Below are 26,700 nucleotides of genomic sequence, written 5' to 3'. Positions count from 1 at the left end.
TACAGGGACAGGCCCTGCCTACCGCGTTCGCACGGTGTGCGCCACTTCTGGCGAGTCCAGTTCTGGAGGACGGGTCAGGAGACCTTGCAGGACCCCATGAAGCGACGGAGGATCTCGTCGTTCCAGTCCTTGTCCCCCACCGGCAGTTGGACCAGCAGCCACCGCTCGCCGAGCTTCACCTGCCCGGCCGCGCGGCCGGCCTCGGTGCCGACGTGGAAGACCTTGCCGTCGGCTTCGGTCACTCGGACCGCCTGCAGGCTGCGCGCCTCCGGTGCCGCCTGCAACACCAACTCCGAGGCGCTGTCCGATGAGGTCCGTACCAGCGGCGGCGTCAGCACGACCCGGTCGGTGGTCACAGGCGCCTCCGGCGTCCAGCCCTGCGGCGCGAGCGCGCAGTCGATGTTGCTCCAGGCGTGGCTGTTCGCCGTCAGTTCGATCATCGCTCCGGCGAAGACCGACGCCGACTCGCCGGCCTGGTCCGCACCGGTCGCCGGCGTTGCCGTCCCGGCCGCCTCGGTACTGGCACTGGCGCTGGCACTGGCACCGGCCTCGTCCGAGCCGGTGGCGACCTCCGTCCCGCCACCGCCCCACCACTTCACCTGGTTGCCGATGGCGAGCACGGCGGTGGTCACGACGGCGGCACACAGCACGCCGGTGACCCGGCGCCGGGTCCTGATCCGGCGCAGCGCGCGACGCCCGCGCGCCACGTCGGCCTCCACGTCGGCTGCCGGGAGGCCGTCGACCGCACGGTCGGCGAACCCCTCCAGCAACCTCTTCACGTCGTCCACGTCAACTGCTCCCGGTCGCGGGATCCGTGGCGGGATCGGGTTCCTCGGCCATCAGATCCTTCAGTCTTTTCAGCGCTTTCGCGGTCTGGCTCTTCACGGTGCCCTCGGTGCACTCCAGGATCCGCGCGCAGGTCGCCACGTCGAGATCCTCGAAGTACCGCAGCACCAGGACGGCTCGCTGCCGCGGCGCGAGGTCCAGCAGGGCACGCCGGACGGCCAGAGTGTCGACCTGGTCCGGCTCCTCGCTCAGCCTCGGCTCGAACGTCTCCGCGGTCACCACCTCGGGGTGGCGGCCGGCCCAGCGGCGCTCGTCCAGGAAGGCGTTCACCAGGATGCGATGCGCATACGGTCCGGCGCCCTCGTGCCGGATCCGATGCCAGTGCACGTACACCCGGGTGCAGGCGGTCTGGACCAGATCCTCGGCGGTGTGCACATCCCCCGCGGTGAGCAGCATCGCCGTTCTCATCAGTCTGGTGCGGTCCGCGATCAGGTACTCGCGGAACTCGGCCTCACGATCACCCCCTCGCATCGACAGCCCCCAGGCCCTCTTCCACCCCGACTACGCCGGTGACCTCACCGCGGTTGCCTTGTACTACGGACAAGGCGCGTGCCACCAGGTCCGGGTCGTCGTAGCGAAGCCAGGTGATCCGCGGATCCTTGCGGAACCAGGAGTCCTGCCTGCGAGCGAATCTCCTGGTCGTCTGGGCGGTCCGCTCGCGCGCCTCCTCCTCGGAGATCTCGCCACGCAGCAAGGCGATCACCTGGGAGTACCCGAGCGCGCGGTTCGCAGTACGGCCTTCGAGCAGGCCTTTGCCCAGTAGGTCGCGCACCTCGTCGACGAAGCCCTGCTCGAACATCCGGTCGACCCGGCGGCCGATCCGCTCGTCGAGCACCGGCCGCGGTACGTCGAGGCCGATCTGGACGGCGCCCTCGTAGATGTACTTGTGCTCCGGCAGCGTCGCGACGTACGGGCCCGCGGTGATCTCGATGACCTCGAGCGCGCGGACGATCCGGCGGCCGTTGCTCGGCAGGATCTGCTGCGCGGCGGCGGCGTCGACCTCGGCGAGGCGGCGGTGCAACGCGCCGGACCCGTGCTGCTCGAGCTCGGCCTCCAACCGCTCCCGTACCGCGGGATCCGTGCCGGGGAAGACGAAGTCGTCGAGGATCGCCCGGACGTAGAGGGCCGAACCACCGGCCAGGACGGGGACCCGCCGGCGGCTGAGGCAGTCGTCGATCGCAGTCCGGGCGAGTTGCTGGAACTCCGCCACCGTTGCCGTTTCGGTCACGTCGAGGATGTCGAGCAGGTGGTGCGGGACTCCCTGTTGTTCGGCGGCGGTGATCTTCGCCGTACCGATGTCCATGCCGCGGTAGACCTGCATGGCGTCGGCGTTGACCACCTCGCCCGGGGGCTGGCCGGCGAGGTTGTCCCCGCCGGGAATTTCCTTGCACAGGGCAACCGCGAGGTCGGACTTGCCGGCCGCCGTGGGACCGACGACCGCGACGACGAGGGACTCGACCATCAGACCAGTGTGACAGTGCCGCCGCCGGTCCGGCCGGTCGGGCGTGAACAATCGGACAAGACCGGTGGAAAGGGTTGTGGTCTGCTGATGAGTTCGATAAGAACTAGCCAAGGAGTTCTGGTCCGGACCGCACAGTGCCGATTCGATTCGGGCGCGATCGGGGGGCCGAACACAATCGCAGCACTGACCGGGAGGAATTACCCAGTGACGAATCCGTTCGAAGAGGGATCAGACGAGGCCAAGGAGGCCCTGGACCTGGACGGCGCGTTCGACGCCGCGAAGCGCAGCGGCGGCGATGTGGAGTTGAAGAAGAGCGGCGGTGACGTCGAGTTCAGCGGTGGTGACGTCGAGGCCGGTGGCGATGGCGAAGAAGGCGGCGACAGCGGTGGCGACGTCGAGACCGAACCCGGTACCGGCGGAAATTGAGCGCGTCCCACACCTCGGGGCCCGTTGGTGGAAGGATCACCGCTAGCTGTCAGTAAGTAGTTCACTACGCTAGGAATGGGAGCCCCCGAGATGGGCATCTTCGACAAGTTCAAGGGCAAGGCCGAGGAGCTCAAGGAGAAGGCCGGCGACGTGGTCGACTCGCATGGCGACAAGGTCGGCGAGGGCCTGGACAAGGCCGGCCAGTTCGTCGACGAGAAGACCGGCGGCAAGTACGGCGACAAGATCGACCAGGGTGTCGACCAGGCCAAGAACCGTCTCGACGGTCTGGACGGCCAGGACGACGACATCCCCAACAAGCCGGACAACCCTGCCTGAGCTTCGGCGCGAGGGCCGCAAGGGATCACTTCCCTTGCGGCCCTTCGTCGTTCGCGGCTGGGCGGTTGTCGGTGGGGTTCTTTAGGGTGGCCCGTATGGATTGGTTTCAGGTGATTCCCGCGGCCTACGTGGCCTTGCGCCGGGGCGACGAGGTGCTGTTGTTGCTCAGGGCCAACACCGGCTACATGGACGGCTATTGGGCGATGCCCGCCGGTCACGTCGAGCAGGGCGAATCGGTGCTGGCGGCGGCCCGGCGCGAGGTCCGCGAGGAGATCGGGGTGGAGATCGACCCGGCCGACCTCGTGCCCGTCACCGCGATGCATCGCACCGGCGCGACCGGCGAGCCGATCGACGAGCGGGTCGACTTCTTCTTCACCACCTCTCGCTGGACCGGTGAGCCTAGGCTGATGGAGCCCGGCAAGGCGGCCGGCCTGGAGTGGTACTCGCTGGACAAACTCCCCGACCCCGTCGTCCCACACGAAGCCCGGGTGCTGGCCGGCCTCCGCGACGGCACCATCCCCGCAGTGATCGCCGAAGGCTTCGAGTAGCGCCTAGGGATCTCTCACACGGGGCACTACGTTCTTCTCGCGTTCACCATCGTTGGTGGCGGCTCGTTCTAGGGTGCTCTGGACCCGTGGGCGTGAGGCACCGCGGCGGAGTGCGGAGGCGACGATGGACCAGCAGCACGACGGGACGAGCAGGCGGCGGATTCTCCAGGTCGGTGCACTCGGTGCGGGCGCCGCGCTGACCGGCGGCCTTCCGGCGGCGGCTGCCACGACAGGGATCGCCTCGGCCTCCGCTGCAGAGTCCAGTTCGTCTGCTGCTGCACTAGCCGGCTCGGGGCGGCCGGACCCGGACAACCCGCGCTTCACGCTGGCCGTCGTACCGGACACGCAGTACCTGTTCGATCTGGATCGAGGCGACCCGGCGCCGCTGACCGCGACCTTCAAGTACCTGATCGAGCAGCGGGCGGCGGAGAACCTCGTGTTCACGGCGCATCTCGGCGACGTGGTGGAGAACGCGCAGGCGAGCGAGTTCGCGCAGGCCGATCCGGTGTTCGGCGTGATGGACCAGGCCCGGATGCCGTACAGCGTGCTCGCCGGGAACCACGACATCGACTCCAGCAAGGACGACCAGCGCGGCGACTCGGCGTACCTGCGCACCTTCGGTCCGCGCCGCTTCCGCCGGATGAGCACGTACGGCGGGTCGACGCCCGACGGGTACAACTCGTACCACGTGTTCCGCGCCGCCGGACGCCAGTGGTTGCTGCTGGCAATGGACTGGCGACCCTCGGACGCTGGTTTCGCCTGGGCCCGGAAGGTGATCGCGGAGCACCCGAAGCTGCCGGTGATCCTGACCATCCACGACCTGGTGTACGCCGACGCGGGTGACCCGGTCGCGAAGTTCTCCGAGCACGGCGACCGGGTCTGGGAGCAGCTTGTCGAGGGCAACGACCAGATCTTCCTCACCCTGAACGGGCACTACTGGCCGTCCGGCCGGGTGGTCCGGAAGAACGCCGCCGGCAACGACGTGCACCTGCACATCACCAACTACCAGGACCGGTACTACGGCGGCAGCGCGATGGTCCGCCTCCACCACTTCGACCTGGCCCGCGACACCATCGACGTCGAGACGATCTCGCCCTGGATCCTGGCGGAGAAGCCCGACCGGCGCAGCGTGCTCGCCGAGGGCGAGATCGAGCTGACCGACCCCACGAACCGCTTCAGCATCTCGATCGACTTCACCGCCCGCTTCGCCGGGTTCGACCCCGAACCGGCGCGGCCCGCCCGTCCCGCTCGGGATCTGGTGATCCCCGGCACGGTGGCCTACTGGCGGCTCGATGGGGCGGTGGGCTCGCGGGTGGTGGATCACTCGGGTCGCGGCAACGACCTCACCGCAGTACTGCTGCCTGGTAGTCCGGCCGACAGCCTGAAGGCGTCGACCGAGCACCACCCGGACCAGCCTGCTCACGCGAGCTGGATCTTTGCCGGACGCAAGAATCCGGCGCGCGGCGGGTACCTGCGTACGGCCGACGACGCGCCACTGAACCGCCTCACCTTCCGCTCCGGCTACACGATCGAGGCCTTCGTCAAGCTCGCCGACGACGGACTCGACCACTCGTGGGAGGGCCTGCTCAGCCGCATGGGTACCGGTGCCGACGCAGGCAAGACCGGCAGCGACCCGTCGGAGCCCGTCGTCAACCTCGCCTTCTCAGGCGGCCGCCAACTGCAGTGGGCCGTCTACCCCCTGGACAAGAACGACACCTTCACCAACTGGGGCCACGAGGAAATCGCCGGCCGCTGGTTCCACCTCGCGGTCGTCAACGACGGCCGCCACACCGCCCTCTACATCGACTCCTCAGAACTCCTCCGCAACCCGGCGACGCCGTCAAACGGCCTGAGCACCACCGGCGCCCCCTGGCTCCTAGGCGCCAACCACTACGCCAACACCATCGAACAATCCTTCGCCGGCCACATAGGCGAACTCCGCATAGTCGACCACCCCCTAACCCCCAACCACTTCCTCACCGCCTAACCCAAACGCGCAGCCCCCACACGGCTGAACCTGCCGCTGCCGACGTAGACGGAGGTTGTTGCCACCGGCATCGGCCGAGGTGGTTGCCACCGGCATTGGCGGAGGTTGCTTCCACCGGTATCAGCGCGGGTGGTTGCGTCCCCGGGCTGCGTGATGGTGCTAGTCGGGCCGGTGTGCGTCAAGAGCGCCTCCGGCGTCCCTTCGGGATCGGAACAAGTTCCGACTCTTGACCCACACCACCCCGACCAGGGAAGGACGCAGCTATCCCGGAGCCGCTCAGAGGTGTGGCGACAAGGGCCGGGAGCTGCCTCGCCCGGAAGTTCACGGTGTTCCTTTGCCGGAGGGGAAGCGGGACTCCCGAAACCGGCACCTTGTGCACCAGCTGAGCAGATCCCGGCGACCCGGACGCTCAACCGGTGCACAAAGTGCGGCCCCGGACACCTAGTCGGGACCTCGGACACGACATTGACCTGAACCAGGTCCCCACACGGTGTCCCAGCTCCCCACAAGGTGTCCCAGCTCTCCACGTGGTGTCCCACCTCCCACGACCACACCGCCACCGGCTCCACGGCCGCAGCCGGGAGTGGCCGATGACGGGTTGTTCGGCCGCTGGCGCCTTACAAACCGCCAGCCAGCGCACACCCCGCCAGCGGCGCTCGCCGCAGCATGCCGGCACCCGCTGAGCCGCACCCGCGCCGCAATCCGAGGGGGTTACCCACCCCAGTGGGTGGTTACCCCTCCAACGCCACGGGGCACAACCCACAACACCAGCAGGTAACCCTCCGCGGTGAACGCCACCCGCGCCGTCCCGCGGTAGATCGCCCTGCGTCTGAGGGACAACCCCCTCAAACGCAGGGATGCCCACCCAGAATCCAAGGGGGCAACCCACACCCTCAGGGGTCAACCCCCCGACCGCACGCCGATACACCGAGGTGACCGGCCAAGACCCGAGGGGACAACCCACACCTTCAGTGGTTAACCCCTCAGAGGGCACGCTGGTGCGCCGCGAACCACCCGCCACTCACGCCCGGGGAACCCCCGCACTCATGTCGGGGAAACGAATCACCCGGCATACCGGCGTACCGGTTGATCGGTGGTTGGGAGATGCCCGGGCGGCCTCCGCCGACCGGGGTGGATCAGGTTGGCAGGTGGGAGCGGATGAGGTCGGCTTGGGCGGGGAGGAGGGCCAGTTCCTCCGGGGTGAGGGTGATGTTGCGGCCGCGGGAGGCGAGGGCGGCGTCTAGGCCTGGGGTGGGGTTGATGGAGTTGGCCAGGTAGGTGGAGAGGGCCTCGCGGAGCATGGGGGTCAGGGAGGCGAAGGCGGGGTCCAGGGCTACCTGGGCGAAGATGATCGCGGTCATGGCGACGTCGAACTCCGGTTGGCCTTCCTCGGCGTTGGCCCAGTCGATGACTACCGGGCCGTCGGCGGTGAGGATGACGTTGTACGGGTGGAGATCGCCGTGCACCAAGACCTGCCCCGCGGTACCGCTGGGAGCCGGGATTGCCTGAAGGCGGCGGTGGAGGTCCGCATGGATCAGGCCGACTTCCACCGGTGACACGTCGCCGGCGATCGCCGCGTCCGCGAGGGTCGGGCCGGTGAGGCGCTCCAGGACGATGTCCGGGCCCTCGACCTGCCGCACCGCCGGGACGGGGTAGTCGTACTTCCGGACCCAGCGCATGAAGTCGGCTTCGTCACGCACCGGGCGTCCGTCGCGGTAGCGGCGCACCACCCACGCCTCGTCGAGCGAGTAGACATCCGCGTCCCGCCCAAACGCGAACGGCTCAGCCCCCTCCGGCAACAACCCATCCGCCTGTACGTCGTCCATCGGGCGAGGGCTGTCGGGGGTGGAGTCGTGTGGCACGGGTCAGTTGACCTGGCAGCCGCCGGCGGCGGCGGGCTCGAGGGGGGCGGGCTTGCCGATCACTGGCATGCCGAGCATCACGCCAGGGGCAGCAGCCGAGGCAGGAGCATCCTGGGCCCGCTCCCAGGCGTCGCCCGCGCGCGTACGGCGTACGGAGCCGAAAGCGTCGGCGACCAGGTGGTGCGGGGCGGCGTAGGTGATCTCGACGGTCGCCAGGTCGCCGGGGCGAGGCTTCTCGACACCTTCGGGCAGGGCGAAATGGACGAGCCGGTTGTCGCGGGCGCGGCCGGAGAGGCGGTGGGTGGCGGCGTCCTTGCGACCCTCCCCCTCGGCGATCAGCACCTCGACGGACTGGCCGACGATCTTCTTGTTCTCGTCCCACGCCATGTCGTCCTGCAGCGCGACCAGCCGCTCGTAACGCTCCTGGACGACCTCGCGCGGCACCTGGTCCTCCATCGACTCGGCCGGAGTGCCGGGGCGCTTGGAGTACTGGAAGGTGAACGCGCCGGCGAAGCGCGCCTGGCGGACCACGTCGAGCGTGCCCTGGAAGTCTTCCTCGGTCTCACCGGGGAAGCCGACGATGATGTCGGTGGTGATCGCGGCATCCGGCATCGCCGCGCGCACGTCCTCGATGATGCGCAGATAACGATCGCGGCGGTAGGACCGGCGCATCGTCTTCAGGATCTGGTCCGAGCCGGACTGCAGCGGCATGTGCAGCGACGGCATCACGTTCGGGGTCTCGGCCATCGCCTCGATCACGTCCGCGGTGAAGTCGCGCGGATGCGGCGAGGTGAAGCGAACCCGCTCCAGCCCGTCGATCGTGCCGCAGGCGCGGAGCAGCTTCGAGAACGCGTACCGATCGCCGAACTCGACGCCGTACGAGTTGACGTTCTGGCCGAGCAGGGTCACCTCGAGCACGCCTTCGGCGACGAGCGCCTCGACCTCGGCGAGCACGTCACCCGGGCGGCGGTCCTTCTCGCGGCCGCGCAGCGCCGGGACGATGCAGAACGTGCAGGTGTTGTTGCACCCGACGCTCACCGACACCCAGGCGGAGTACGGCGACTCGCGGCGGGTCGGCAGCGTCGACGGGAAGACGTCGAGGGACTCGAGGATCTCGACCTGCGACTCCTCCTGGATCCGGGCCCGCTCCAGCAGCACCGGCAGCGAGCCGATGTTGTGGGTGCCGAAGACGACGTCCACCCAGGGCGCCTTCTTGGTGATGCTGGCCTTGTCCTTCTGCGCCAGACAGCCGCCGACGGCGATCTGCATGCCGGGTTTCTTGGCCTTCACCGGCGCCAGGTGACCGAGGTTGCCGTACAGCTTGTTGTCGGCGTTCTCGCGGACCGCGCAGGTGTTGAAGACGACCACGTCGGCCTGGTCACCCTCGGGCGCGCGGACATAACCAGCGTCCTCCAGCAGCCCGCGCAGGCGCTCGGAGTCGTGGACATTCATCTGGCACCCGTAGGTGCGGACCTCATAAGTACGCATGACAGCCACCAAGAGTACGTCAGCAGGGCTGCTTGGTAGACATATCCCTACCTGGGTCAGGGCGGCTGCTACCCCTGACCGCGACGGGCTCCCCCAGAACACTTGAACCCATGAACAGTTCCCGTCGTCAGTTCCTCGCCCGTACCGTCGTCGGCGCCGCTGTGGTTGCCGGAGGCTCCCTTGTCAACGGCGCCGCCGCAGGCCCTGCCTCGGCCCTGATCAATCCACTCGCCTCCGTCGGCACCGCCCGGATGACGGCCCTGACCGGCGTCACCGTGATCGACGTCGCCACCGGCCGCCGGGACAAGGCGCAGACCGTGCTGATCAGCGGCGACCGGATCGTCGCCGTCGGCCGCAACCTGCCCGTCCCCCGCGGCGCGACCGCGATCGACCTGACCGGGAAGTACGTCATCCCCGGCCTCGCCGACATGCATGTGCACAGCCTCGGCGACGAGCGCGTCTCGCCGCAGCTCTACCTCGCGAACGGCCTCACCACGGTCCGCGAGATGTCCGGCAACAACCCGATGCTGTACGAGTGGCGCGACCGGATCGACGCGGGCACCCTGCTCGGTCCGAGGATGATCGTGGCCAGCAAGATCATCGACGGCGACCCGACCCTGTGGGACCCGAACCTGCTGCCCGTGCTCGTGGTGAAGGACGAGGCCGGCGCGCGGGCCGCGGTACGGCAGGTGAAGGCGGACGGCGCCGACTTCGTGAAGGTCTACTCGCGCCTCAACGCCACGGCGTACCGGGCGATCATCGACGAGGCGCGGCGCAACGGGCTGACCGTGCACGGGCACGGGCCCGACGAGCTGACCACGAAGGAGGTGAGCAACGCCGGGCAACGCAGCATCGAGCACATCCACTCGCTCGGTCTGTCGGTCTCCAGCCGGGAGTTCGACGTACGGCGAATGCTGCGGGCGATCAACGTCAGTACCGGCGACTACAACTCCTGGTTCCGCCGGCTCCACCCGATCGAGTGGCTCGCCGCGAACACCTTCAGCCAAGCCCGTGCGGCCGACGTCTTCGGCACCTTGCGGCACAACCGGACGCGGGTCACCCCGACCCTGACTATGCACAACGTGCTCGATCAGCCGGACTACTCCGCGCCCAATCCGGCCACGCTGAAGTACCTGGCCGCCGACTCGATGGCGACCTACGAGTACGTGCTCGAGGAGCTCTACAAGGCGAACCGCCCGGCCGAGGAGATCTCGCGCCAGCGGCAGATGTGGGCCTACCGGCAGCGGTTCGTGGGCGAGCTGTTCGACCACGACGTACCGATCCTGGCCGGCACCGACACCGGTACGCCGTTCATGGTGCCCGGGTTCGCGTTGCACCACGAGCTCGAGCTGCTCGTCGGCGCCGGGGCCACGCCACGGCAGGCGCTACACGCCGCGACGGTGGAACCGGCCAGGTTCCTGGGGATGAGCCGCGACCTGGGCTCGGTGGAACCACGCAAGATCGCTGACCTGGTAGTGCTGGACGCCGACCCGCTGAAGGACATCCGCAACACCCGGCGGATCCACTCCGTGATCAGCCGCGGACGGGTGATCTCTCCGCAGGCACGGCAGCGGATGCTTGCCGACGTCGAGGCTGCCGTCAAGGAACCGGTGACCGCGACAGCCATCCCTGCGGGAGGATGCTGCGGAACGCGCCGTCCCGGACACTAACGGTCCGGACCGAGCAGGCTGTGACCGAATGGTCACGGCCCGCTCGGCGTTGTCGCAGATCGTTACCACCGTGGAACCGGGGATCCGTGCAGTCACCCCCTGCCTCCGCTAGGTTCTCGCCATGAGCGATTCCTCTGCCGTCGATACCGTGACGACAACCGGTCTTGTCGCCCTGCGGGATGTCAACAAGCATTTCGGTGACCTGCACGTTCTGAAGGACATCAACCTGTCCATCGGCAAGGGTGAGGTCGTCGTGGTGATCGGCCCGTCCGGGTCGGGCAAGTCGACGTTGTGCCGCGCGATCAACCGGCTGGAGCCGATCGACTCGGGCCTCATCATGCTGGACGGCCAGCCGCTGCCGCTCGAGGGCAAGCCGCTGGCCCGGCTCCGGGCCGATGTCGGCATGGTGTTCCAATCGTTCAACCTCTTCGCCCACAAGACGATCCTGCAGAACGTCACGCTGGGGCCGATGAGGGTCCGCGGCCAGTCCAAGGCCGAGGCGGAGAAGCACGCGCGGGCGCTGCTGGAGCGCGTCGGCGTCGAGGCGCAGGCCGAGAAGTACCCGGCACAGCTGTCCGGCGGACAGCAGCAGCGGGTCGCGATCGCACGGGCACTGGCGATGGACCCGAAGGTGATGCTCTTCGACGAGCCCACCTCGGCGCTGGACCCGGAGATGATCAACGAGGTGCTCGACGTGATGGTCGGGCTCGCCAAGCAGAGCATGACGATGGTCGTCGTCACCCATGAGATGGGCTTCGCCCGCAAGGCGGCCAACCGGGTCGTCTTCATGGCCGACGGCCAGATCGTCGAAGAGGCCCAGCCGGAGAAGTTCTTCACCGACCCGCAGACCAAGCGGGCCCAGGACTTCCTCTCGAAGATCCTCACCCACTGACCGCCAGCCCGTCCCCTGCAATCCTGAGCAGTTCCGAATACTGGAGGAAAACACCATGCGACAGCGGATCATCGCTGCCCTCGGCATCTCGGTCATGGCCGCGGCCGGCCTGACGGCCTGTGGCGACGACGCGTCGGACGCCGGCGGCTCCGGCAGCGGCGGCGAGAAGATGACGATCGGCATCAAGTTCGACCAGCCCGGACTCGGCCTGAAGGAGGGCTCGAACTACACCGGCCTGGACGTCGACGTGGCGAAGTACGTCGCCAAGGAGATGGGCGTCGACGAGGGCAACATCGAGTTCAAGGAATCGCCGTCCGCGCAGCGGGAGAGCCTGCTGGCCAACGGTCAGGTCAAGATGATCTTCGCGACCTACTCGATCACCGACACCCGCAAGGAGAAGGTCTCCTTCGGCGGCCCGTACCTGACCGCCGGTCAGGATCTGCTGGTCAAGGCCGACAACACCGACATCACCGGGCCGGAGACGCTGAACGGCAAGAAGCTGTGCTCGGTGACCGGTTCGACCTCGGCCCAGAAGGTGGCGGACAAGTTCGCCAAGACCGTCCAGCTGCAGAAGTACGACACCTACTCCAAGTGTGTCGAGGCGCTGAGCTCGGGCGCGATCGACGCCGTCACCACCGACAACACGATCCTGGCCGGCTTCGCCGCGCAGGAGGCGAACAAGGGCAAGTTCAAGGTGGTCGGCAAGACCTTCTCGACCGAGCGCTACGGCGTCGGCCTGAAGAAGGGTGACACCGAGACCTGCACCAAGGTCAACGACGCGCTGAAGAAGATGGTCGACTCCGGCGAGTGGCAGAAGGCTTTCGACAAGAACCTCGGCACCGCCGGTCTGACGCTGGACCCGGCGACCAACCCGCCGAAGACTTTCGACGCCTGCGCCTGACCTGAAGTCCTCGTGGGGAGGGACCGGCAGCGGTCCCTCCCCACGCTTGGGTCTCGACCTCGATCCCCCGCGGGAGCACCATGGACGTGATTTCTGAGTTCTTCACCGAGTACGACGGTCTCAAGGCCTTCCAGCAGACCATCTACCTCACCCTGCTGTCCGCGCTGTTCGCGCTGGTGATCGGCACCGCGGTCGCGGTGATGCGTGTCTCGCCGGTCAAGGTGCTCCAGGTGATCGGCAGCGCCTATGTCAACATCGTCCGGAACACGCCGCTGACGCTGGTGATCGTGTTCTGCAACCTCGGCCTGTTCCTCCAGCTGGGCATCCAGCTGGCGAACCCGAACTCACCGACCTCGATCGACGACAACAACTTCCGGCTCGCCGTGCTCGGCCTGTCCGTGTACCACGCGGCGTTCGTCGCGGAGGCGATCCGCAGCGGGGTCAACACGGTCCCGCTCGGCCAGGCGGAGGCGGCCCGGGCGATCGGCCTGCCCTTCCTGAAGACGCTGCGGTACGTCGTCCTGCCGCAGGCCTTCCGGGGTGCCATCGCCCCGCTCGGCAACGTGCTGATCGCGCTGACCAAGAACTCCACCGTCGCTTCGGTGATCGGCGTGACCGAGGCGTCCGCGGTGATGAAGGTGATGATGGAGAACCGGCCCGACGTGATCTTCGTCGTGTTCGGGATCTTCGCCATCGGCTTCGTCATCCTGACGCTGCCCGTCGGCATCCTGTTCACCTCGATGTCCAAGCGCCTGGCGGTGAAGCGATGAGCACCACCAGCGTTCTCTTCGACGCCCCCGGCCCGAAGGCCAAGCGCCTGTACGCCGCGGTCGGCGTCGGCAGCATCGTCGTACTGCTGCTGATCCTGTGGTTCGTGATCTCCAAGCTGAACGAGAAGGATCAGCTCACGGCGGCGAAGTGGAAGCCCTTCCTCACCGCGGAGATCTGGACCGAGTACCTCATCCCCGGCCTGATCGGCACCCTGACCGCGGCTGCCATCGCTGTGGTCCTCTCGCTCACGATCGGCATCCTGCTGGGCGTCGGGCGGCTGTCGGCCGCGGCCTGGATCCGCTGGCCCTGCGGCATCGTGGTGGAGTTCTTCCGCGCCGTGCCCGTGCTGATGATGATGCTGTTCGCCTACGCGCTCTTCGGCTACTACGACCTGTTCCCGTCCGAGCGGCTGCCGCTCGCGGCTGTGGTGTTCGGCCTGATGTTCTACAACGGCGCGGTCGTCGCCGAACTGGTCCGCTCGGGTGTGCACTCGCTGCCGAAGGGGCAGAACGAGGCCGCGCTGGCGATCGGTCTCACCACCCAGAAGACGATGCGGCTGGTGTTGTTGCCCCAGGCCATCACCGCGATGCTGCCGGCCATCGTCGGCCAGTTGGTGGTGATCCTGAAGGACACCGCGCTCGGCTACATCATCACCTACGAGGAACTGCTCCGGAAGGCGGAGCAGATCGGCAACTTCAAGTCGAACCTGCTGCCGGCGCTGATCGTCGTCGGCGCGATCTTCGTGATCGTGAACTACTTCCTCGGCCTGGGCGCCGTCAAGGTCGAGCAGCGGATGCGCCGCCGCGGCCGGTCCGCCGGCGGGCCCCTCGCCCCGGACCAGATCGACCAGACAGCGGTAGCCGCCGCAGCAGCCGCTGCGCTCCCCCCGCAGGAACAGATCCGCTGATCCACTAGAAGAGTCCCCGGTACGCCGAACCCCGGCGTACCGGGGCTCTTTCCGTTGAGGTGCTCCCTTGCTCCCTGCGGGTCGGCGTCCGCCGCGACACGGACGCCGCCCCCGGCGGAGGGACCGGGGGCGGGCGGGCCAACTGGGTCATCCGGTGATCAGTAGATGTTGGAGGGGCGGACCATGCCTTCCGCCAGGTCTCCGAAGCCGGGAGCCACGATGGCGCCCGGGTTGCCGAGGACCTCCTCCACGATCGCGGTCTCCGTGGTGATCAGCAGGGCGGCGATCGACGCGGCGCTCTCCAGCGCGGACCGGGTGATCTTCACCGGGTCCATCACGCCGAAGTCGAACATGTCGCCGTACTCGCCGGTCAGCGCGTTGAAGCCCTGCCCGACTGGCAGCTCCGACACCGTCTTGACCACCTCGTCGCCGTCGTACCCGGCGTTGATCGCGATCCAGCGCAGCGGCTCACCGAGCGACTGACGGACGATCTCCCGCCCGACCAACGCGTCACCCGTGAGCTCCAACTTGTCCAGTTCGTCACGCGCCTGGGCAAGGGCCGAGCCGCCACCCGCGATCACGCCTTCCTCGAGCGCGGCCCGCGTCGCGGACAGGGAGTCCTCGACCCGGTGCTGCTTCTCCTTGAGCTCGACACCCGTCGCCGCACCGACGTGGATCACGGCCACGCGTCCGGCGAGCCGCGCGATCCGCAGCCGCAGGTTGTCCTGGTCGTGCTCGTTGTCGGTCCGCTCCAGCTCCTTCTCGAGCTGGTGCAACCGGGCCTCCACCGCGGTGGAATCCCCCGCGCCGCCGACCATCGTCGTACCGGCTTCGGTGATGGTGATGCGGTGGCAGGTGCCGAGGTCGGCCAGCGAGACCGAGTGCAGGTTGACGCCTGAGTCCTCGCTGACCACACGGCCGCCGAGCACCGCGGCGAGGTCCTCCAGCTCCGCGACCCGGCGGTGTCCGAAGCCGGGGGCCCGGACGACGACCGAGCGGAAGGTGTCGTGCACATTGTTGCTCACCAGCATCTGCAGCGCCGGGCCGTCCACGTTCTCGGCCAGGATCACCAGGGGCCGGCCTGCCCGTGTCACCAGCTCCAGCGTCGGCATCAGGTCCTGCAGCTGGCTGATCTTCTTGTTCGTGAGCAGGATGAACGGGTCGTCGAAGACGGTCTCCATCCGGTCCTTGTCGGTCACCATGTACGGCGAGATGAAGCCGTGGTCGAACTCGATGCCGTCGACAACGGTCAGGCTCAGCCCGTACGCCGGTGACTCCTCGACGGTGACCACCCCGGTCTTGCCGACCCGGCTCATCGCCTCGGAGATGACGGACCCGATCTCCGGGTCATCGTTGGCCGACAGGGTCGCCACGAACAACAGGTCGCCCTGGCCGCCGATCTCGGACGTGCGGGCATGCAGCGTCTTCACGATCGCGGCGACGGCCTCCTCGATCCCCCGGCGCAACTGCATCGGGTTGGCGCCCTCGTCGACGGCCCGCAGTCCCTCGCGCACAAGGGCCTGGGCGAGCACGGTGGCGGTGGTGGTGCCGTCACCGGCGACACCGTTGGTCTTCATCGCGACTTCCTTGACCAGCTGGGCGCCCATGTTCGCGAACGGGTCGCGCAGCTGGATCTCGCGGGCGATGGTGACGCCGTCGTTGGTGATGGTGGGCGGCCCGGTCAGCTTCTCCAGTACCGCGTTGCGCCCCTTGGGCCCGAGTGTCACTTTGACCGCGTCTGCGAGGGCATTCACGCCTTGTTCGAGCAGTTGCCGCGCGTCGTTGCTGAAGCGGAGGTCCTTGGCCATGGTGGTGTTCCCTTCGGGTCAGGCGACCTGGACCGGCGAGGCGCCGACCGGCTTGTCGGAGTCTTCGGTGTCTTCGGCGATCCGCAGCTCGGCCGGTACGTCGAGGCCGTACAGCTTGGCGGCGTTCAGCCCGAGGATCTTGCGCTTCACGTCGGGCGTCAGGACGCCGTACTCCGACTGCATGTCCTCGGGGATCTGGAAGTCCACGAACTTCTCGATCAGCCACTTCGGCTGCCAGATCGCGTAGTCGCTGGCGAAGGTGATCCGGTCCTCCCCGATCCAGTACAGGAGCTCGCCGATGATCTGCGCGAAGTACCTGGGCCGGCTGTGGATGAACGGCATCGCGACGGCCAGGCCGCCGTACACGTTGGACTCCTGGGTGGCGATCCAGCAGAAGTCTTCGAGCCTGGGCAGCCCGACGTGCTCCACGATGAAGTTGAGCTCGGGGAAGATCGAGGCCGCGTAGTCGATGTCCTGGACGTCGAAGGCGTCCCGGTTCAGCGGGTAGATCGTCGGGCCCTTGTGCACGTGGATGTTGGTGATGCCGAGCTCGATGCACTTGCGCAGGTACGGCTCGGCCGACGGGTCGGACAGCTTCCAGCCCTTGGAGTCGCCCTTCCACTCGGCGGTGTAGAGCTTCACGCCCTGCAGGTTCCAGCGGGCGTGGAGTTCCTCGAGCTTCTCCAGCCCCTCCTCGCCGTCGCGCGGGTCCCACGCGCCGTTCGTGATGAACTTGCCCGGGTTGTTCTCCGCCACCGCGCCGTCGCGCTCGGTGGTGTTGAACCCGTCGACGTAGAAGTCGGTCAGGTAGGTCGGCTGGAAGATCGCCTTGTCCACATAGCCGATCTCGAACAGGTCGTGGACCAGGTCGGCCTCGGAGTAGGCGCCGAACTTCTCCGGCGTCCAGACGTACTCCTCGGGCGACAGGTTGCGGTGGTAGTCGTAGAAGCAGGCCGTGAAGCCCTCGCCGTACCGGTTCCGGTTGTTCTCCGGCCGGCCGTTCCAGAAGTGCACGTGGCTGTCGACGACGTAGTACTTCTCGCCGTTCTTCTCATACATGGTTTTGCCTCCCTGGCAGGCAACAGCCTGGGCCCCGGCAGGCCGGGGCCCAGGGGAATCAGCTGGGGACCTCGACCAGGTCGAAGTCGATGTACTCCGCGGCCTCCTCCGGGCTGGAGAAGAGCATCGTCTTGTCGTCGAAGTGGACCATCCGCCCGTAGTGGGTGGACATGATCTCCTCGAAGTCGGACTGGTCGAAGTCCGCGCCGAGCGCGTCGGTGATCTCGGCGTAGTCGAAGGTGAGCTTGCCGACGCCGTCGACCCGGATCATCGAGGGGTACTCGGTGATCGTCACGTTGTCCTTGCGGCCCATGATCTCGGCGACCACGTAGCCGTTCTGGTTGTTCATCAGGGTCACGCCGCACATGTTCGAGAAGGTGCGGTCGGCCGCGCCGAACTCCTTGGTCGTCGTCACTGGTCCAGCTCCTTCGGGGCTTCGAGGTCGAGGTCGGCGAGCACGCTGCGGAAGGTCGCCTTGGCCGCGTCCAGCGAGTCGGCGAAGGTGACGACCTTCTCGTTCGGCTGCGACCAGATCGGCTGCAGCTCGTGGGCCGCGCGCAGGCTCTGCGGCACCCAGGTGGACAGCCACTCACCGAGCACGGCCTTGTTCTCGTCGCCGTGCTTCTCGTCCCGGGTCAGCATCGAGAACAGCGCCCGGGTGTAGCCGAGGTCGCGGCTGTAGTCGTTCTCGCCGGCGCCGACGATCGTGGGCGTGATGTAGTCGCCGTTGCGGGCCGAGATCTGCATCAGCAGGTCGCTGCGGAACAGCACCCCGACGAGCGACTCGAAGACGATGTTCGTCGCGAACAGCGCCTCACCCCAGTCGCCGATCGCGGTCAGCCGCTCGGCGTTCTCCCGGACGCCCTGCCAGGCCGGATCGTTCTGCCAGACGTCCCGGTGCACCTGACCGTCGAAGTCGATCTCCGACTCGGCCAGGTCGAGGTTGAACAGCGCGAGGTCCTGCGCGAACCGCAGTTTGTGCGCCGCGTTGACGGCCATCGCGTTGTTGATCATGTTCGTCGGCGCCGACCGTTGGGCCGCCGTGAACACGTGCATGCCCAGCCCGTTCTCGGCGTGCATCCAGGCACCGAGGTTGCGCTCGATGAACCGGACCCAGGCCGGGTTCCAGTGGCTGTAGGCCTTCGCCCGCTTGGCGTTCTCCAGGCTCAGGCTGATCTGCCGGACGACCGCCGCGTTGTTGCGGTAGATCGTCTTCTCCCACTCCTCGTTCGGGTCGCGGAACTGGTGCCAGTCCGAGGACTTCAGCCGGGTCCAGTCCTGCGGGTAGCCGCCGGGAGTGTTCGCGAAGCCGTAGATCCAGCCCTGCGACAGGTGCCGCTCCGGGTCCGGCTGGACGTCGAAGGTGACGTCCTCGTACGTCGTCGCGCGGGCCTTGGCCGGCTTGTAGTAGTTGTAGCTGCGACTGGTGGAGCTCGGGAACGTGAGCGCGCCGGCCTCGGAGTCGGTGAACTCCGGGTGCGGGAAGCTCCGTTCCTTGTTGACAGCTGCTTGTGCCATCGCTATCTCCTATTCCGCCACCGAGGTGGTGAACTTGTCGTAGTGGATGTGCTCCGGCGGAACGCCCGTCATCTCCAGCAAGGCGATCGCCGCGTCGACCATCGGCGGTGGTCCGCACAGGTAGGCGTCGCACTCGGCCAGCCCTGGCTCCAGCCGCTGCACCACCTCGGTCACGAACCCGGTGTTGGCCCAGCCGTCCGGCCAGCTGTCCGACAGGCAGCCGACGAACTCGAAGTCGGTCAGCTTCGCGCCGAGCTCCTCGATCTGCTCCAGGTAGAACAGGTCCGCGTGGTTGCGTGCGCCGTAGAAGAACCGCACCGGCCGGTCGATGCCGTCGGCAACGAGATGGCGGAGCAGGCTGAGGATCGGGGCCAGGCCCGCTCCCCCGCCGATGCAGACGATCCGCCGGTCCGACGACTTCTTCAGCGTGAACGTCCCGTACGGACCGTCCAGCTCGAGCTCGTCACCGGGCTTCAGGGTGTCGTCGAGCAGTCCGGAGAAGTGCCCGCCGGGGTACTTCTTGATCAGGAACTCCAGCGGCTCTCCCGGCAGGTTCGCCATCGAGAACGACCGGTGGCCGTCCTGTCCCGGGATCCGGATGTCGGCGTACTGGCCGGGTTTGAAGGTGAAGGCGGCAGGCTCGACCAGGTCGAGTCGCAGCGACACGATGTCGTGCGTGACCGGCTCGATCGCGGCGATCCTGGTCCGCAGGTGCTGCAGCGGTACGGCGTTGCGCAGTTCCTCCTCGTCATAGTTGATCAGCTCCACGGTGAGGTCGGAGTACGCGTGCGACTTGCACAGCAGGATGTAGCCCTCGTCGCTCTCGTACTCCGCCAGCGCGAACGTCGAGTACCGGTCCATCTGCACGTCACCGTCCAGCAGGAAGGACTTGCACGCGGCGCACTGGCCCTCCTTGCACCCGTGCATCAGCGCGATGCCCTGCCGGAAGGCGGCGTTCAGCACCGTCTCCTCCTCGTCGACCTCCATCTCGAGGTCGACAGGCTCGAACCTCACGACGTGCTTGTCACCCATCAACGTCTCCTGTCGAGTCAGGCGATCGGTGGCGGCGAGAGGTGCCAGGGTTCACCGCCACCGACCTGCCCGTGGGGGAAGGATCAGACCTTGGCCGGCGCCGGCCGCCCGGCCGGACCGCCCGCCTTGTACGCCGCGACGTGGGCCTCACGGTCCGCGTCGGACATCTCGTTCAGCAGGATGTTCGGACTGGCGAAGTTGATGCCCCGGACGTCGTCGAGGGTCCACAGCTTCTTCTGGTCGTCCAGGTCCAGGTGCGGCTGCGGGATCAGCGTCTTGCCGTCGTCGCGCACGTAGCCGAGGTCCTTGATGATGTCGGCCAGGTCCCGGTTGTGGTGCAGCGTCTCCCACTCGCGGTGCCCGGTCAGCCGGCCCATGTTCGGCGTCGGCCGGCCCTCGTACTCCGGCCGGAACGCCTTAATGTCGGTCCAGGCGCAGGTCTCGGAGCAGTAGGTGCGCCACTGGCCGTCGACCTTCTCGGTGACCATGTCCTCGCGGATCAGCGCCGGCACCATGCAGGTCCAGCAGCGGTGCGGGTACTGGTAATCGACGTCCTCGAACGCGATCGGCTTGTTCTTGCCGGGGTAGCGCAGGCGGTTGTAGTTCTCCCACCACTTGCCGTACTTGTTGTACCAGCCTGGGTACTTCTCCTCGAACCACTCGAAGTCGGTGTCCGTCATCGGGTCGATCCGCCAGTAGTTGACCGGCCAGCCGGTGGCGAAGAACTGCGCCACCTCGTGCACGTAGCCCTTGTTGTAGATCCGGTTCCACGCCTCTTCGACCAGGTCGTGCGGGATCTTCAGGCCGTACTTCTCCAGCGGGATCAGGTAGCTGCGGTAGTAGTCGTCGTAGATCCACCGGCGCCACATCTCGGCGTACGAGTCGCGGTCCTTACGGCGGTCCTTCGTGCCGTACTCGATGAAGGTGCCGATCGCCGCGTCGACGACGCAGTGGTTGTTCCACCAGGCGTAGCGCAGGTCCCGCTCGAGCAACTGCCGGTTGTCCTCGTCGGCCAATGCCATCAGCAGGATCGAGTACCCGTTGCTGATGTGGCGCGACTCGTCGGACTGGACCGAGTGGAAGACGGTCGGCAGCAGGTAGTCGCCGTTCGCCGCGGCCTCGTCGGGCATCGCGACGAACAGCGTGTTCGTGAAGGCGGTCTCGGCCACCACGGTCAGGTAGATGTTCGCCGCGGTGATCGCGTCACCGGTGATGAACCCCTCGCCGAACTGCCGGCCGATGGTGCCCGCGTAGTTGTTCGCGAACGCCTTCTCGGTGATGTCGAACCCGGCCGGGTCGATGTAGTGGTTCATATAGAGCTTCTTGAGGTTCATCTGGATCGTCGAGTGCCGGACCTCGTCGATCATCTGCACGGCCAGGCCGTTGTGGATCTCCGGGTTCGGCACCGCGTCGATCGCCATCGGCATCGCCCGGGCGGCGGAGATCTCGGGGAACGGGATGATGGACAGGAAGAGCTTCTGCCACTCCATCCAGCGCTGCTGCACCTGGCGGAACATGTTGCCGCGGATGGCGCCGTCCATCGCGCCGAAGACGCGGTTGTCCTTCTCCTCCTCCATCGGGAAGTAGGACCGCATGATCTGCTTCAGCGGGTCCTTCTTCGGGGCCTTGTCGAACGTGTAGTCGGTTCCGAAGCGTGTCGCGGGAGTGGCGAAAGTCGGCTCCCAGGACAGTTCGGTGATCTTGGCATGTGCCTTGCTCAGACTCTGCCTGCTCACGGTCTGCCTCCTCGGGGTACAGATCAGGTCAGCGGCTCTGCAGGTGCTCTGGGCCGCCGTGGAGAAGATCACACCCCGGACGGGGCCTTGCACTTGTCTCAATCTGAGACACAGTGGGGGGGACCGACGGACCTAGTCTTTGGGACAGGCCCCGACGAGGAGAGGCGTGTCTATGGATCAAAACCACTGGACCAGTACGCCGAAGCCGGGCCGGCGGCTGCAGCAGGCCCGGGACTCATTTCTGACGTCCGGTGACCTGAACTCCAAGGTGGTGCGCGAGCCGATCCAGGCGTCGTGGCTGCGGTCCTCCCGGCTCCAGGTGGACACGGACAACCTCGACCCCGCCTACCACGAATTGGATGGCCCCACTCCGCTTGCGCTCAGCGCAGCCCCTGTGTTGAGCGCTCTCGCGAACGAGCTGGCGAACGAGTCGGTCAGCATCATCCTCACCGACCGGCACGGCCTCGTCCTGCAGCGCGCCTGCCCCGACCCGGCCCTGGTCCGGCAGCTCGACAAGGCCTACCTTGCGCCTGGTTTCAGCTACGCCGAGGAAGAGGTCGGCACCAACGGCATCGGGACCGCCCTGGAGGCCGGAGTACCGACGATGGTGACAGGCAGCGAGCACTTCACCGGCAGCCTCGGCGGCTTCGCCTGTGCGGGTGCTCCGATCCACCACCCGGTGACGGGGTCTCTGCTCGGCGTACTGGACCTCACCTCGTCTGTCACGCATTCCAATGCCCTGCTGATGTTCTGCGCACGGTCCACAGCGCAGAAGATCGAACAACAACTGCTGACGCGGTCCGGAGCTCGGGAGCTCGCCCTGTTCCGCGACTACCTGGCGGCGTGTCAGCACCCCGGCAGTGGCGTGATGGCGCTCAGCGCGGATCTGGTGATGATGAACAACCAAGCGCAGCAGCGCTTCGATCCCGCAGACCAGGCCGCCCTGCTGGCGAGGTCTGCAGATGCCGCGGGATCCCCGAACCCGGTGACCCTGGTTGCGGACCTCCCGAGCGGTCTGGTGGCCCGGATGGACTACCGGCCGTCCTTCGCGGGGTCGGAACTGGCCGGTGGCGTACTGCGGATCCAGGTGCAGTCGGGGCTCGACTCGTCGACCGGAGCGCCAGCCAGCGTCGTACCGGTGATGCCTGGACTGGCAGGGACTAGCGCGACGTGGCAACGGGTCTGCCAGGCGGTGGACACCAGCAGGCGCAACGGGTCGTGGATGGTGCTGGAGGGCGAGGCCGGAGTCGGCAAGATCGCCTTGCTGCGGTCCGTGAACCAACTCCGCAACAGCTCTGGCCACTTCCGCGTGATGGACTCGGCCGAGGCAAGTCCGGCCTGGCTGGACACGATCGCGGAGGAGTTGTCGGCCGGCGCGGGCTCCTTGGTCGTACGGCGAGCTCACCTGCTCGACAGCGACACGATCAGCGCCCTGTCCGAACTACTCCTCGAGTACGCCGACCAGCGGCGCGGGGTCTGGGTGGCTCTGACGATGCGGAGCGAGCCGCGCAACCCTGAGGTGGATGCGCAACTGTTGCCCCACTTCTCGCACACCGTCGAGGTACCACCGCTGCGCCACCACCTGGAAGACATGCACAAGCTGGTCCCTCATCTGCTGGGCCGCTTGAACCGTGGGAACAAGCTGAGCATCTCGCCCGCGGCCCTGGCCCAACTGATGCGGCTGCCGTGGCTCGGCAACGTCGAGCAACTCCGGCGTGTCCTGCTGCGGATCGCGCAGCACCGTCGCTCAGGCACGATCGAGCTCGACGACCTCCCCGGCGAATGCCGCGCGACCACCCGCCGCCGGCTGACCCAACTGGAGTCCCTGGAACGCGACGCCGTCGTCAAGGCCCTCGTCATCCACCGCGGCAACAAAGACAAGGCCGCCAGCGACCTAGGCATGTCCCGAGCCACCATCTACCGCAAAATCCGCGACTACGGCATCGTGCTGACGATCTGAAAAGCCCTTGCACCGCGGTGCGACGGGCCATGAGACTTTGGCCGATGATCGAGAACCCGAATCCCGACGGCCGTGCCGGTATCGATGTCGGGCTGGTGAAGCGGCTGATCAAGGCGCAGTTTCCGCAGTGGAGCGACCTCGCGGTGACGCCGGTCAAGGTGGATGGCTGGGACAACCGGACCTACCGGCTTGGTGACTCCATGACGGTTCGCCTGCCCACCGCCGCGGCGTACGCGCCGGCTGTGGACAAGGAGGACGAGTGGCTGCCCCGGCTGGCGCCGCACCTGCCGGTCGCAGTACCGGAGCCCGTCGGGAAGGGCGTTCCGGGCGAGGGCTACGCCTTCAACTGGTCGGTTCGCCGCTGGTTGGACGGTGAGACGGCAAGCCTGGAAACGATCGATGATCTGCCGGCGTTCGCGATCTCGGTGGCTGAGTTCATCCTCGCGTTGCAGGGCTGCGACGCGACGGGTGGGCCGGTGGCTGCCGCGCATAGCTTCTACCGGGGTGCGCCGCCGGTGCATTACGACGAGGAGACCCGTCGGGCACTCGTCGCTCTCGAAGGTCGGGTCGACACCGCGAAGGCTGCCGCTGTTTGGGACGCGGCGCTCGAGTCGGTGTGGGACGGCCCGCCGACGTGGTTCCACGGGGATATCGCCAGTGGCAATCTGCTGGTCGAGAACGGCCGGCTGTCCGCCGTGATCGACTTCGGCACGTCAGGCGTGGGTGATCCCGCCTGTGATCTGGTGATCGCCTGGACGATGTTCTCCGGGGACAGCCGGGAGGCGTTCCGCAGTACGGTCGGTCAGGATGTTGCCACCTGGGCGCGGGCGCGCGGCTGGGCGCTGTGGAAGGCGCTGATCGTGCTCGCCGATGTCATCGACACCGACGAGCAGAGCGCCGCGGTGAACCTGCTCGTGATCGACCAGGTGCTGGCCGACCACGAGCAGGCTCGGTAGATCCGGTTCAGCGCAGGGTGTTGAAGGAGTCCCGGAGGATCTCCAGCGCCTCGGAGGTCTCTTCCTCGGTCAGCGTCATCGGCGGGGCCATCCGCAGGACGTTGCCGTAGAGGCCGCCCTTGCCGACCAGCAGGCCGCGGTTCTTCGTCTCCTGCTGGAGCTTGGCCGTGGTGGCCGCGTCCGGCTTGTCGTCCTCGGGGTTGACGATCTCAGCGGCGAGCATCAGGCCCTTGCCGCGGACGTCGCCGATCTCGGGGAACTCCTCCGAGATCCCGCGCAGGCCGTCCATCAACTGCGCGCCCCGCTTGGCCGCGTTGGCCTGCAGGTCGTTGTCGACCAGGTACTCGATGGTGGCCTTCGCCGCGCTGGTCGAGATCGGGTTGCCGCCGAACGTCGACAGCGAGTTCGCGCTCAGGCTGTCCATCAGTTCCGGCCGCGCCACCACCCCGCCGATCGCGAACCCGTTGCCGAGGCCCTTGGCGAATGTCATCGCGTCCGGCACCACATCGTGCGCCTGGATCCCCCAGAAGTGCTCACCGGTCCGGCCCCACCCGGTCTGGACCTCGTCGGAGATCAGCAGGATGCCGAACTCGTCGAGCACCTCCTTGAACGCGGCGTACAGGCCGTCGGGCGGTGACGAGAAGCCGCCGACGCCCTGGATCGGCTCGACGATCAGGCAGGCCACGTCGCCCGCCGTACCGGTGTCGATGACGTTGCGGAGGTCGTCCACGCAGACCTTGATGTACTCCGCGTCCGGGAGGTCCTTGAACGGGCTGCGGTAGCGGTACGCGCCCTGCACGTACTGCACGTTCACCGGCGACAGGCTGCTCGCGGACCAGCCGCGGTTGCCGGTGATGGCGACGGTGCCGAATCCGCGTCCGTGGTACGAGTTGCGCATCGCGAGCACCTGGTTCGAGCGACGCTTCTGGGTGGCGAACAGCATCGCCGCCTCGTTCGCCTCGGTGCCGGAGTTGGTGAAGAAGACCTTGGCGTCCTTGATCCCGGACAGCCCGGCGATCTTCTCGGCCAGCTCGATCTGGCGGCGGATCAGGTACACCGTCGAGGTGTGCGCGACCCCGCTGGCCAACTGTTCGCGGACGGCGTCGGAGATCTCCGCGATGTCGTACCCGATCGCGTTGGTCAGGATGCCGGCGAAGAAGTCGATGTACTCCTTGCCCTCACCGTCGGTGACCCGGCGCCCGGATCCCTTGACGATCTCGATCGGCTCCTCGTAATACAACGCGAGCCAGTCCGGCATGACGGCCTTGTGACGCTCCCACAGCTCCGCATGTGTCATGTCTTAGCAATACCTCATCTCGGTCGTGACTGATAGAGCCGCTCTGTCAGTCCGCTCGGCGTCGCGTGGCGGCTCTGCCGGTGACTTAGGGTGCTGATCGTGACGACCCCGAGCATCCCGCACCTGGACATCGAGTCCCTGGCGCACTTCGACAAGGTAGCCGCCGCCGGAGCCACCTCGATGAACGGCTGGCGGGTGCAGTCGGTGGACCTGACCAGCCGTACGCCGGTGCTGCTGAAGTTGTCGCCGGTGGGGTCGGTGTTCCTCGGCTGCGACCTGGAGGAGACCGCGGCCGCCTGGATCCGGGATGGCGGCGGGCTGATCTTCCCGGCGATCCCCGAACTGCCCTTCGACCCGTACCGCGGCTGCCTGTACACCGCGGACGACCTGTACGCGGGGCTGTCCTCGGGGTACGAGGCGACTCCGGACGCGCAGGTCTACGCCTGGTCGCGGCAGCACGACGAGAAGGGCGACACCAGCCGTACCCTCGCGGCCGCGCTGCACGACCACTCGATCGCGGACGCTCTGCACGAACTCCCCGGCAGCAGACCGTGGATCGGCGTGATGGGCGGCCATGGGATCGCCCGCACCAGCCCGACGTACCGGTCGGCTGTCCTGCTGGGCCGCACGCTCGCCCGCGCCGGCCTCACCGTGGCCACCGGCGGCGGCCCGGGCGCGATGGAGGCCGCGAACCTCGGCTCCAGCCTCTCCTCGTATGACGATGCCGCGGTCGACGCTGCCCTCGAGGCTCTAGCGGAGGTGCCGTCCTTCAAACCTTCCGTGGCCGCCTGGGCCTCAACAGGCCTCGCCGTACGCCGAGACTTCCCGGGCGACGGTGGCGTCTCCATCCCCACCTGGTTCTACGGCCACGAGCCGCCGAATGTCTTCGCCTCCGCGATCGCGAAGTACTTCTCCAACGCCCTGAGGGAAGACGTCCTCCTCAGCCGGGCCCGAGGCGGCATCATCTACCTCCCCGGCGCCGCCGGCACAGTCCAGGAGATCTTCCAGGCCGTCACCCCGAACTACTACGGCGACCCGGCCACCCAGATCCCGATGATCCTCGTCGGTGTCGACCACTGGACGGTCGACCTACCGGTCTGGCCCCTCGTGACCGCCCTCGCCGGCGACCGCCCGATGGCCTCGTCCCTCCACCTCGTCGACACCATCGAGGAAGCGGCCAAGCTCGTCAGTCCGTGAACGGTCTGCCCAGCGGAGAACGCCGTACGGATTGTCGGCGG

Annotated in this window: 24 protein-coding genes; 12 read left to right on the top strand and 12 right to left on the bottom strand. The window is 67.6% G+C overall.

Annotated features, from left to right (window positions below; genetic code table 11):
* Nucleotides 1-74: 74 nt before the first annotated feature.
* The 3 genes from EV648_RS31910 to miaA are packed head-to-tail and all read right to left on the bottom strand — an operon-like array spanning nucleotide 75 to nucleotide 2,308.
* A complete protein-coding gene (locus EV648_RS31910) occupies nucleotides 75-788 on the bottom strand; it encodes a hypothetical protein (protein ID WP_132298831.1) in 714 nt (237 codons plus the stop codon).
* Nucleotide 789: 1 nt separating this feature from the next.
* Nucleotides 790-1,317: a SigE family RNA polymerase sigma factor gene (locus tag EV648_RS31905; RefSeq protein ID WP_132298830.1), complete on the bottom strand. Its 528-nt coding sequence runs from the start codon at nucleotides 1,315-1,317 to the stop codon at nucleotides 790-792.
* Entirely contained in the window at nucleotides 1,304-2,308 is a 1,005-nt protein-coding gene (gene miaA, locus EV648_RS31900) for a tRNA (adenosine(37)-N6)-dimethylallyltransferase MiaA (protein WP_132298829.1), read from the bottom strand. The genes EV648_RS31905 and miaA overlap by 14 nt, the downstream gene beginning before the upstream one ends.
* 204 nt (nucleotides 2,309-2,512) lie before the next feature.
* Here miaA and EV648_RS31895 point away from each other — a divergent pair, with 204 nt between their 5' ends.
* The 4 genes from EV648_RS31895 (at nucleotide 2,513) to EV648_RS31880 (ending at nucleotide 5,605) form a co-directional block, all read left to right on the top strand.
* A complete protein-coding gene (locus EV648_RS31895) occupies nucleotides 2,513-2,734 on the top strand; it encodes a hypothetical protein (protein WP_132298828.1) in 222 nt (73 codons plus the stop codon).
* 90 nt (nucleotides 2,735-2,824) lie between these two features.
* Nucleotides 2,825-3,070 carry an antitoxin gene (locus tag EV648_RS31890; RefSeq protein ID WP_132298881.1) on the top strand — a complete coding sequence of 82 codons (246 nt, stop codon included), beginning with the start codon at nucleotides 2,825-2,827 and terminating at the stop codon, nucleotides 3,068-3,070.
* A gap of 95 nt (nucleotides 3,071-3,165) precedes the next feature.
* Nucleotides 3,166-3,618, top strand: a complete 453-nt coding sequence (locus EV648_RS31885; protein WP_132298827.1) for an NUDIX domain-containing protein — start codon at nucleotides 3,166-3,168, stop codon at nucleotides 3,616-3,618.
* Nucleotides 3,619-3,742: 124 nt separating this feature from the next.
* Nucleotides 3,743-5,605, top strand: a complete 1,863-nt coding sequence (locus EV648_RS31880) for a LamG-like jellyroll fold domain-containing protein (RefSeq protein ID WP_132298826.1) — start codon at nucleotides 3,743-3,745, stop codon at nucleotides 5,603-5,605.
* Between the two features lie 1,136 nt (nucleotides 5,606-6,741).
* On the opposite strand, the gene EV648_RS31875 is transcribed toward EV648_RS31880, so the two are convergent.
* Together EV648_RS31875 and miaB are read right to left on the bottom strand one after the other, a co-directional pair.
* Complete coding sequence (locus tag EV648_RS31875) at nucleotides 6,742-7,431, bottom strand: phosphotransferase (RefSeq protein WP_241995785.1); 690 nt, start codon at nucleotides 7,429-7,431, stop codon at nucleotides 6,742-6,744.
* Nucleotides 7,432-7,470: 39 nt separating this feature from the next.
* Nucleotides 7,471-8,955 (bottom strand): tRNA (N6-isopentenyl adenosine(37)-C2)-methylthiotransferase MiaB, encoded by a 1,485-nt coding sequence (gene miaB / locus EV648_RS31870; protein ID WP_132298825.1) that lies wholly within the window; start codon nucleotides 8,953-8,955, stop codon nucleotides 7,471-7,473.
* Between the two features lie 110 nt (nucleotides 8,956-9,065).
* Between miaB and EV648_RS31865 the strand changes: the two genes are divergently transcribed.
* From EV648_RS31865 to EV648_RS31845, 5 genes are all read left to right on the top strand, one after another.
* A complete protein-coding gene (locus EV648_RS31865) occupies nucleotides 9,066-10,625 on the top strand; it encodes an amidohydrolase family protein (protein ID WP_132298824.1) in 1,560 nt (519 codons plus the stop codon).
* 121 nt (nucleotides 10,626-10,746) lie between these two features.
* Nucleotides 10,747-11,517 carry an amino acid ABC transporter ATP-binding protein gene (locus EV648_RS31860; RefSeq protein ID WP_132298823.1) on the top strand — a complete coding sequence of 257 codons (771 nt, stop codon included), beginning with the start codon at nucleotides 10,747-10,749 and terminating at the stop codon, nucleotides 11,515-11,517.
* A gap of 55 nt (nucleotides 11,518-11,572) precedes the next feature.
* The gene (locus EV648_RS31855) at nucleotides 11,573-12,418 is read left to right on the top strand and encodes a glutamate ABC transporter substrate-binding protein (RefSeq protein WP_132298822.1); all 846 of its coding nucleotides are present in this window, start codon (nucleotides 11,573-11,575) and stop codon (nucleotides 12,416-12,418) included.
* Nucleotides 12,419-12,498: 80 nt separating this feature from the next.
* Complete coding sequence (locus tag EV648_RS31850; protein WP_132298821.1) at nucleotides 12,499-13,188, top strand: amino acid ABC transporter permease; 690 nt, start codon at nucleotides 12,499-12,501, stop codon at nucleotides 13,186-13,188.
* Nucleotides 13,185-14,096: an amino acid ABC transporter permease gene (locus EV648_RS31845; RefSeq protein WP_132298820.1), complete on the top strand. Its 912-nt coding sequence runs from the start codon at nucleotides 13,185-13,187 to the stop codon at nucleotides 14,094-14,096. Before EV648_RS31850 ends, EV648_RS31845 begins: the two co-directional genes overlap by 4 nt.
* 158 nt (nucleotides 14,097-14,254) lie before the next feature.
* Here EV648_RS31845 and groL read toward each other — a convergent pair whose 3' ends face one another.
* The 6 genes from groL to EV648_RS31815 all read right to left on the bottom strand — a co-directional run bounded on the left by groL (nucleotide 14,255) and on the right by EV648_RS31815 (nucleotide 21,249).
* Nucleotides 14,255-15,904, bottom strand: a complete 1,650-nt coding sequence (gene groL, locus EV648_RS31840) for a chaperonin GroEL (RefSeq protein ID WP_132298819.1) — start codon at nucleotides 15,902-15,904, stop codon at nucleotides 14,255-14,257.
* A gap of 18 nt (nucleotides 15,905-15,922) precedes the next feature.
* On the bottom strand, nucleotides 15,923-16,963 hold the full coding sequence (locus tag EV648_RS31835) for an amidohydrolase family protein (RefSeq protein WP_132298818.1): 1,041 nt from the start codon (nucleotides 16,961-16,963) through the stop codon (nucleotides 15,923-15,925).
* A gap of 58 nt (nucleotides 16,964-17,021) precedes the next feature.
* Nucleotides 17,022-17,378: a propane 2-monooxygenase effector subunit MimD gene (gene mimD, locus EV648_RS31830; RefSeq protein ID WP_199234923.1), complete on the bottom strand. Its 357-nt coding sequence runs from the start codon at nucleotides 17,376-17,378 to the stop codon at nucleotides 17,022-17,024.
* Nucleotides 17,375-18,481, bottom strand: a complete 1,107-nt coding sequence (locus EV648_RS31825; RefSeq protein ID WP_132298817.1) for an aromatic/alkene monooxygenase hydroxylase subunit beta — start codon at nucleotides 18,479-18,481, stop codon at nucleotides 17,375-17,377. Before EV648_RS31825 ends, mimD begins: the two co-directional genes overlap by 4 nt.
* A 9-nt stretch (nucleotides 18,482-18,490) precedes the next feature.
* Complete coding sequence (locus EV648_RS31820; RefSeq protein ID WP_132298816.1) at nucleotides 18,491-19,513, bottom strand: FAD-binding oxidoreductase; 1,023 nt, start codon at nucleotides 19,511-19,513, stop codon at nucleotides 18,491-18,493.
* 83 nt (nucleotides 19,514-19,596) lie between these two features.
* Complete coding sequence (locus EV648_RS31815; protein WP_132298815.1) at nucleotides 19,597-21,249, bottom strand: aromatic/alkene/methane monooxygenase hydroxylase/oxygenase subunit alpha; 1,653 nt, start codon at nucleotides 21,247-21,249, stop codon at nucleotides 19,597-19,599.
* A gap of 172 nt (nucleotides 21,250-21,421) precedes the next feature.
* Here EV648_RS31815 and EV648_RS31810 point away from each other — a divergent pair, with 172 nt between their 5' ends.
* Together EV648_RS31810 and EV648_RS31805 are read left to right on the top strand one after the other, a co-directional pair.
* Nucleotides 21,422-23,209, top strand: a complete 1,788-nt coding sequence (locus EV648_RS31810; RefSeq protein ID WP_132298814.1) for a sigma-54-dependent Fis family transcriptional regulator — start codon at nucleotides 21,422-21,424, stop codon at nucleotides 23,207-23,209.
* Between the two features lie 44 nt (nucleotides 23,210-23,253).
* Nucleotides 23,254-24,165, top strand: a complete 912-nt coding sequence (locus EV648_RS31805) for an aminoglycoside phosphotransferase family protein (RefSeq protein WP_132298813.1) — start codon at nucleotides 23,254-23,256, stop codon at nucleotides 24,163-24,165.
* A 7-nt stretch (nucleotides 24,166-24,172) separates the two neighbouring features.
* On the opposite strand, the gene EV648_RS31800 is transcribed toward EV648_RS31805, so the two are convergent.
* Nucleotides 24,173-25,462, bottom strand: a complete 1,290-nt coding sequence (locus EV648_RS31800) for an aspartate aminotransferase family protein (RefSeq protein ID WP_132298812.1) — start codon at nucleotides 25,460-25,462, stop codon at nucleotides 24,173-24,175.
* A gap of 99 nt (nucleotides 25,463-25,561) precedes the next feature.
* Here EV648_RS31800 and EV648_RS31795 point away from each other — a divergent pair, with 99 nt between their 5' ends.
* A complete protein-coding gene (locus EV648_RS31795; protein ID WP_199234922.1) occupies nucleotides 25,562-26,659 on the top strand; it encodes an LOG family protein in 1,098 nt (365 codons plus the stop codon).
* Nucleotides 26,660-26,700: the final 41 nt, after the last annotated feature.

Origin of the sequence: Kribbella sp. VKM Ac-2568, assembly GCF_004345365.1 — a bacterium.
GTDB classification, from domain to species: domain Bacteria; phylum Actinomycetota; class Actinomycetes; order Propionibacteriales; family Kribbellaceae; genus Kribbella; species Kribbella orskensis.
The sequence above is the reverse complement of the archived record's forward strand: the minus strand, read 5'-3'. Positions and strand labels throughout refer to the sequence as shown.

Excerpts from the sequence above, each read along its gene's own strand:
- EV648_RS31905 (WP_132298830.1), bottom strand. The coding sequence starts at position 1,317 with ATGCGAGGGGGTGATCGTGAGGCCGAGTTCCGCGAGTACCTGATCGCG.
- miaA (WP_132298829.1), bottom strand. The coding sequence starts at position 2,308 with ATGGTCGAGTCCCTCGTCGTCGCGGTCGTCGGTCCCACGGCGGCCGGC.
- EV648_RS31890 (WP_132298881.1), top strand. The coding sequence starts at position 2,825 with ATGGGCATCTTCGACAAGTTCAAGGGCAAGGCCGAGGAGCTCAAGGAG.
- EV648_RS31885 (WP_132298827.1), top strand. The coding sequence starts at position 3,166 with ATGGATTGGTTTCAGGTGATTCCCGCGGCCTACGTGGCCTTGCGCCGG.
- EV648_RS31880 (WP_132298826.1), top strand. The coding sequence starts at position 3,743 with ATGGACCAGCAGCACGACGGGACGAGCAGGCGGCGGATTCTCCAGGTC.
- EV648_RS31875 (WP_241995785.1), bottom strand. The coding sequence starts at position 7,431 with ATGGACGACGTACAGGCGGATGGGTTGTTGCCGGAGGGGGCTGAGCCG.
- miaB (WP_132298825.1), bottom strand. The coding sequence starts at position 8,955 with ATGCGTACTTATGAGGTCCGCACCTACGGGTGCCAGATGAATGTCCAC.
- EV648_RS31865 (WP_132298824.1), top strand. The coding sequence starts at position 9,066 with ATGAACAGTTCCCGTCGTCAGTTCCTCGCCCGTACCGTCGTCGGCGCC.
- EV648_RS31860 (WP_132298823.1), top strand. The coding sequence starts at position 10,747 with ATGAGCGATTCCTCTGCCGTCGATACCGTGACGACAACCGGTCTTGTC.
- EV648_RS31855 (WP_132298822.1), top strand. The coding sequence starts at position 11,573 with ATGCGACAGCGGATCATCGCTGCCCTCGGCATCTCGGTCATGGCCGCG.
- EV648_RS31850 (WP_132298821.1), top strand. The coding sequence starts at position 12,499 with ATGGACGTGATTTCTGAGTTCTTCACCGAGTACGACGGTCTCAAGGCC.
- EV648_RS31845 (WP_132298820.1), top strand. The coding sequence starts at position 13,185 with ATGAGCACCACCAGCGTTCTCTTCGACGCCCCCGGCCCGAAGGCCAAG.
- groL (WP_132298819.1), bottom strand. The coding sequence starts at position 15,904 with ATGGCCAAGGACCTCCGCTTCAGCAACGACGCGCGGCAACTGCTCGAA.
- EV648_RS31835 (WP_132298818.1), bottom strand. The coding sequence starts at position 16,963 with ATGTATGAGAAGAACGGCGAGAAGTACTACGTCGTCGACAGCCACGTG.
- EV648_RS31825 (WP_132298817.1), bottom strand. The coding sequence starts at position 18,481 with ATGGCACAAGCAGCTGTCAACAAGGAACGGAGCTTCCCGCACCCGGAG.
- EV648_RS31820 (WP_132298816.1), bottom strand. The coding sequence starts at position 19,513 with ATGGGTGACAAGCACGTCGTGAGGTTCGAGCCTGTCGACCTCGAGATG.
- EV648_RS31810 (WP_132298814.1), top strand. The coding sequence starts at position 21,422 with ATGGATCAAAACCACTGGACCAGTACGCCGAAGCCGGGCCGGCGGCTG.
- EV648_RS31805 (WP_132298813.1), top strand. The coding sequence starts at position 23,254 with ATGATCGAGAACCCGAATCCCGACGGCCGTGCCGGTATCGATGTCGGG.
- EV648_RS31800 (WP_132298812.1), bottom strand. The coding sequence starts at position 25,462 with ATGACACATGCGGAGCTGTGGGAGCGTCACAAGGCCGTCATGCCGGAC.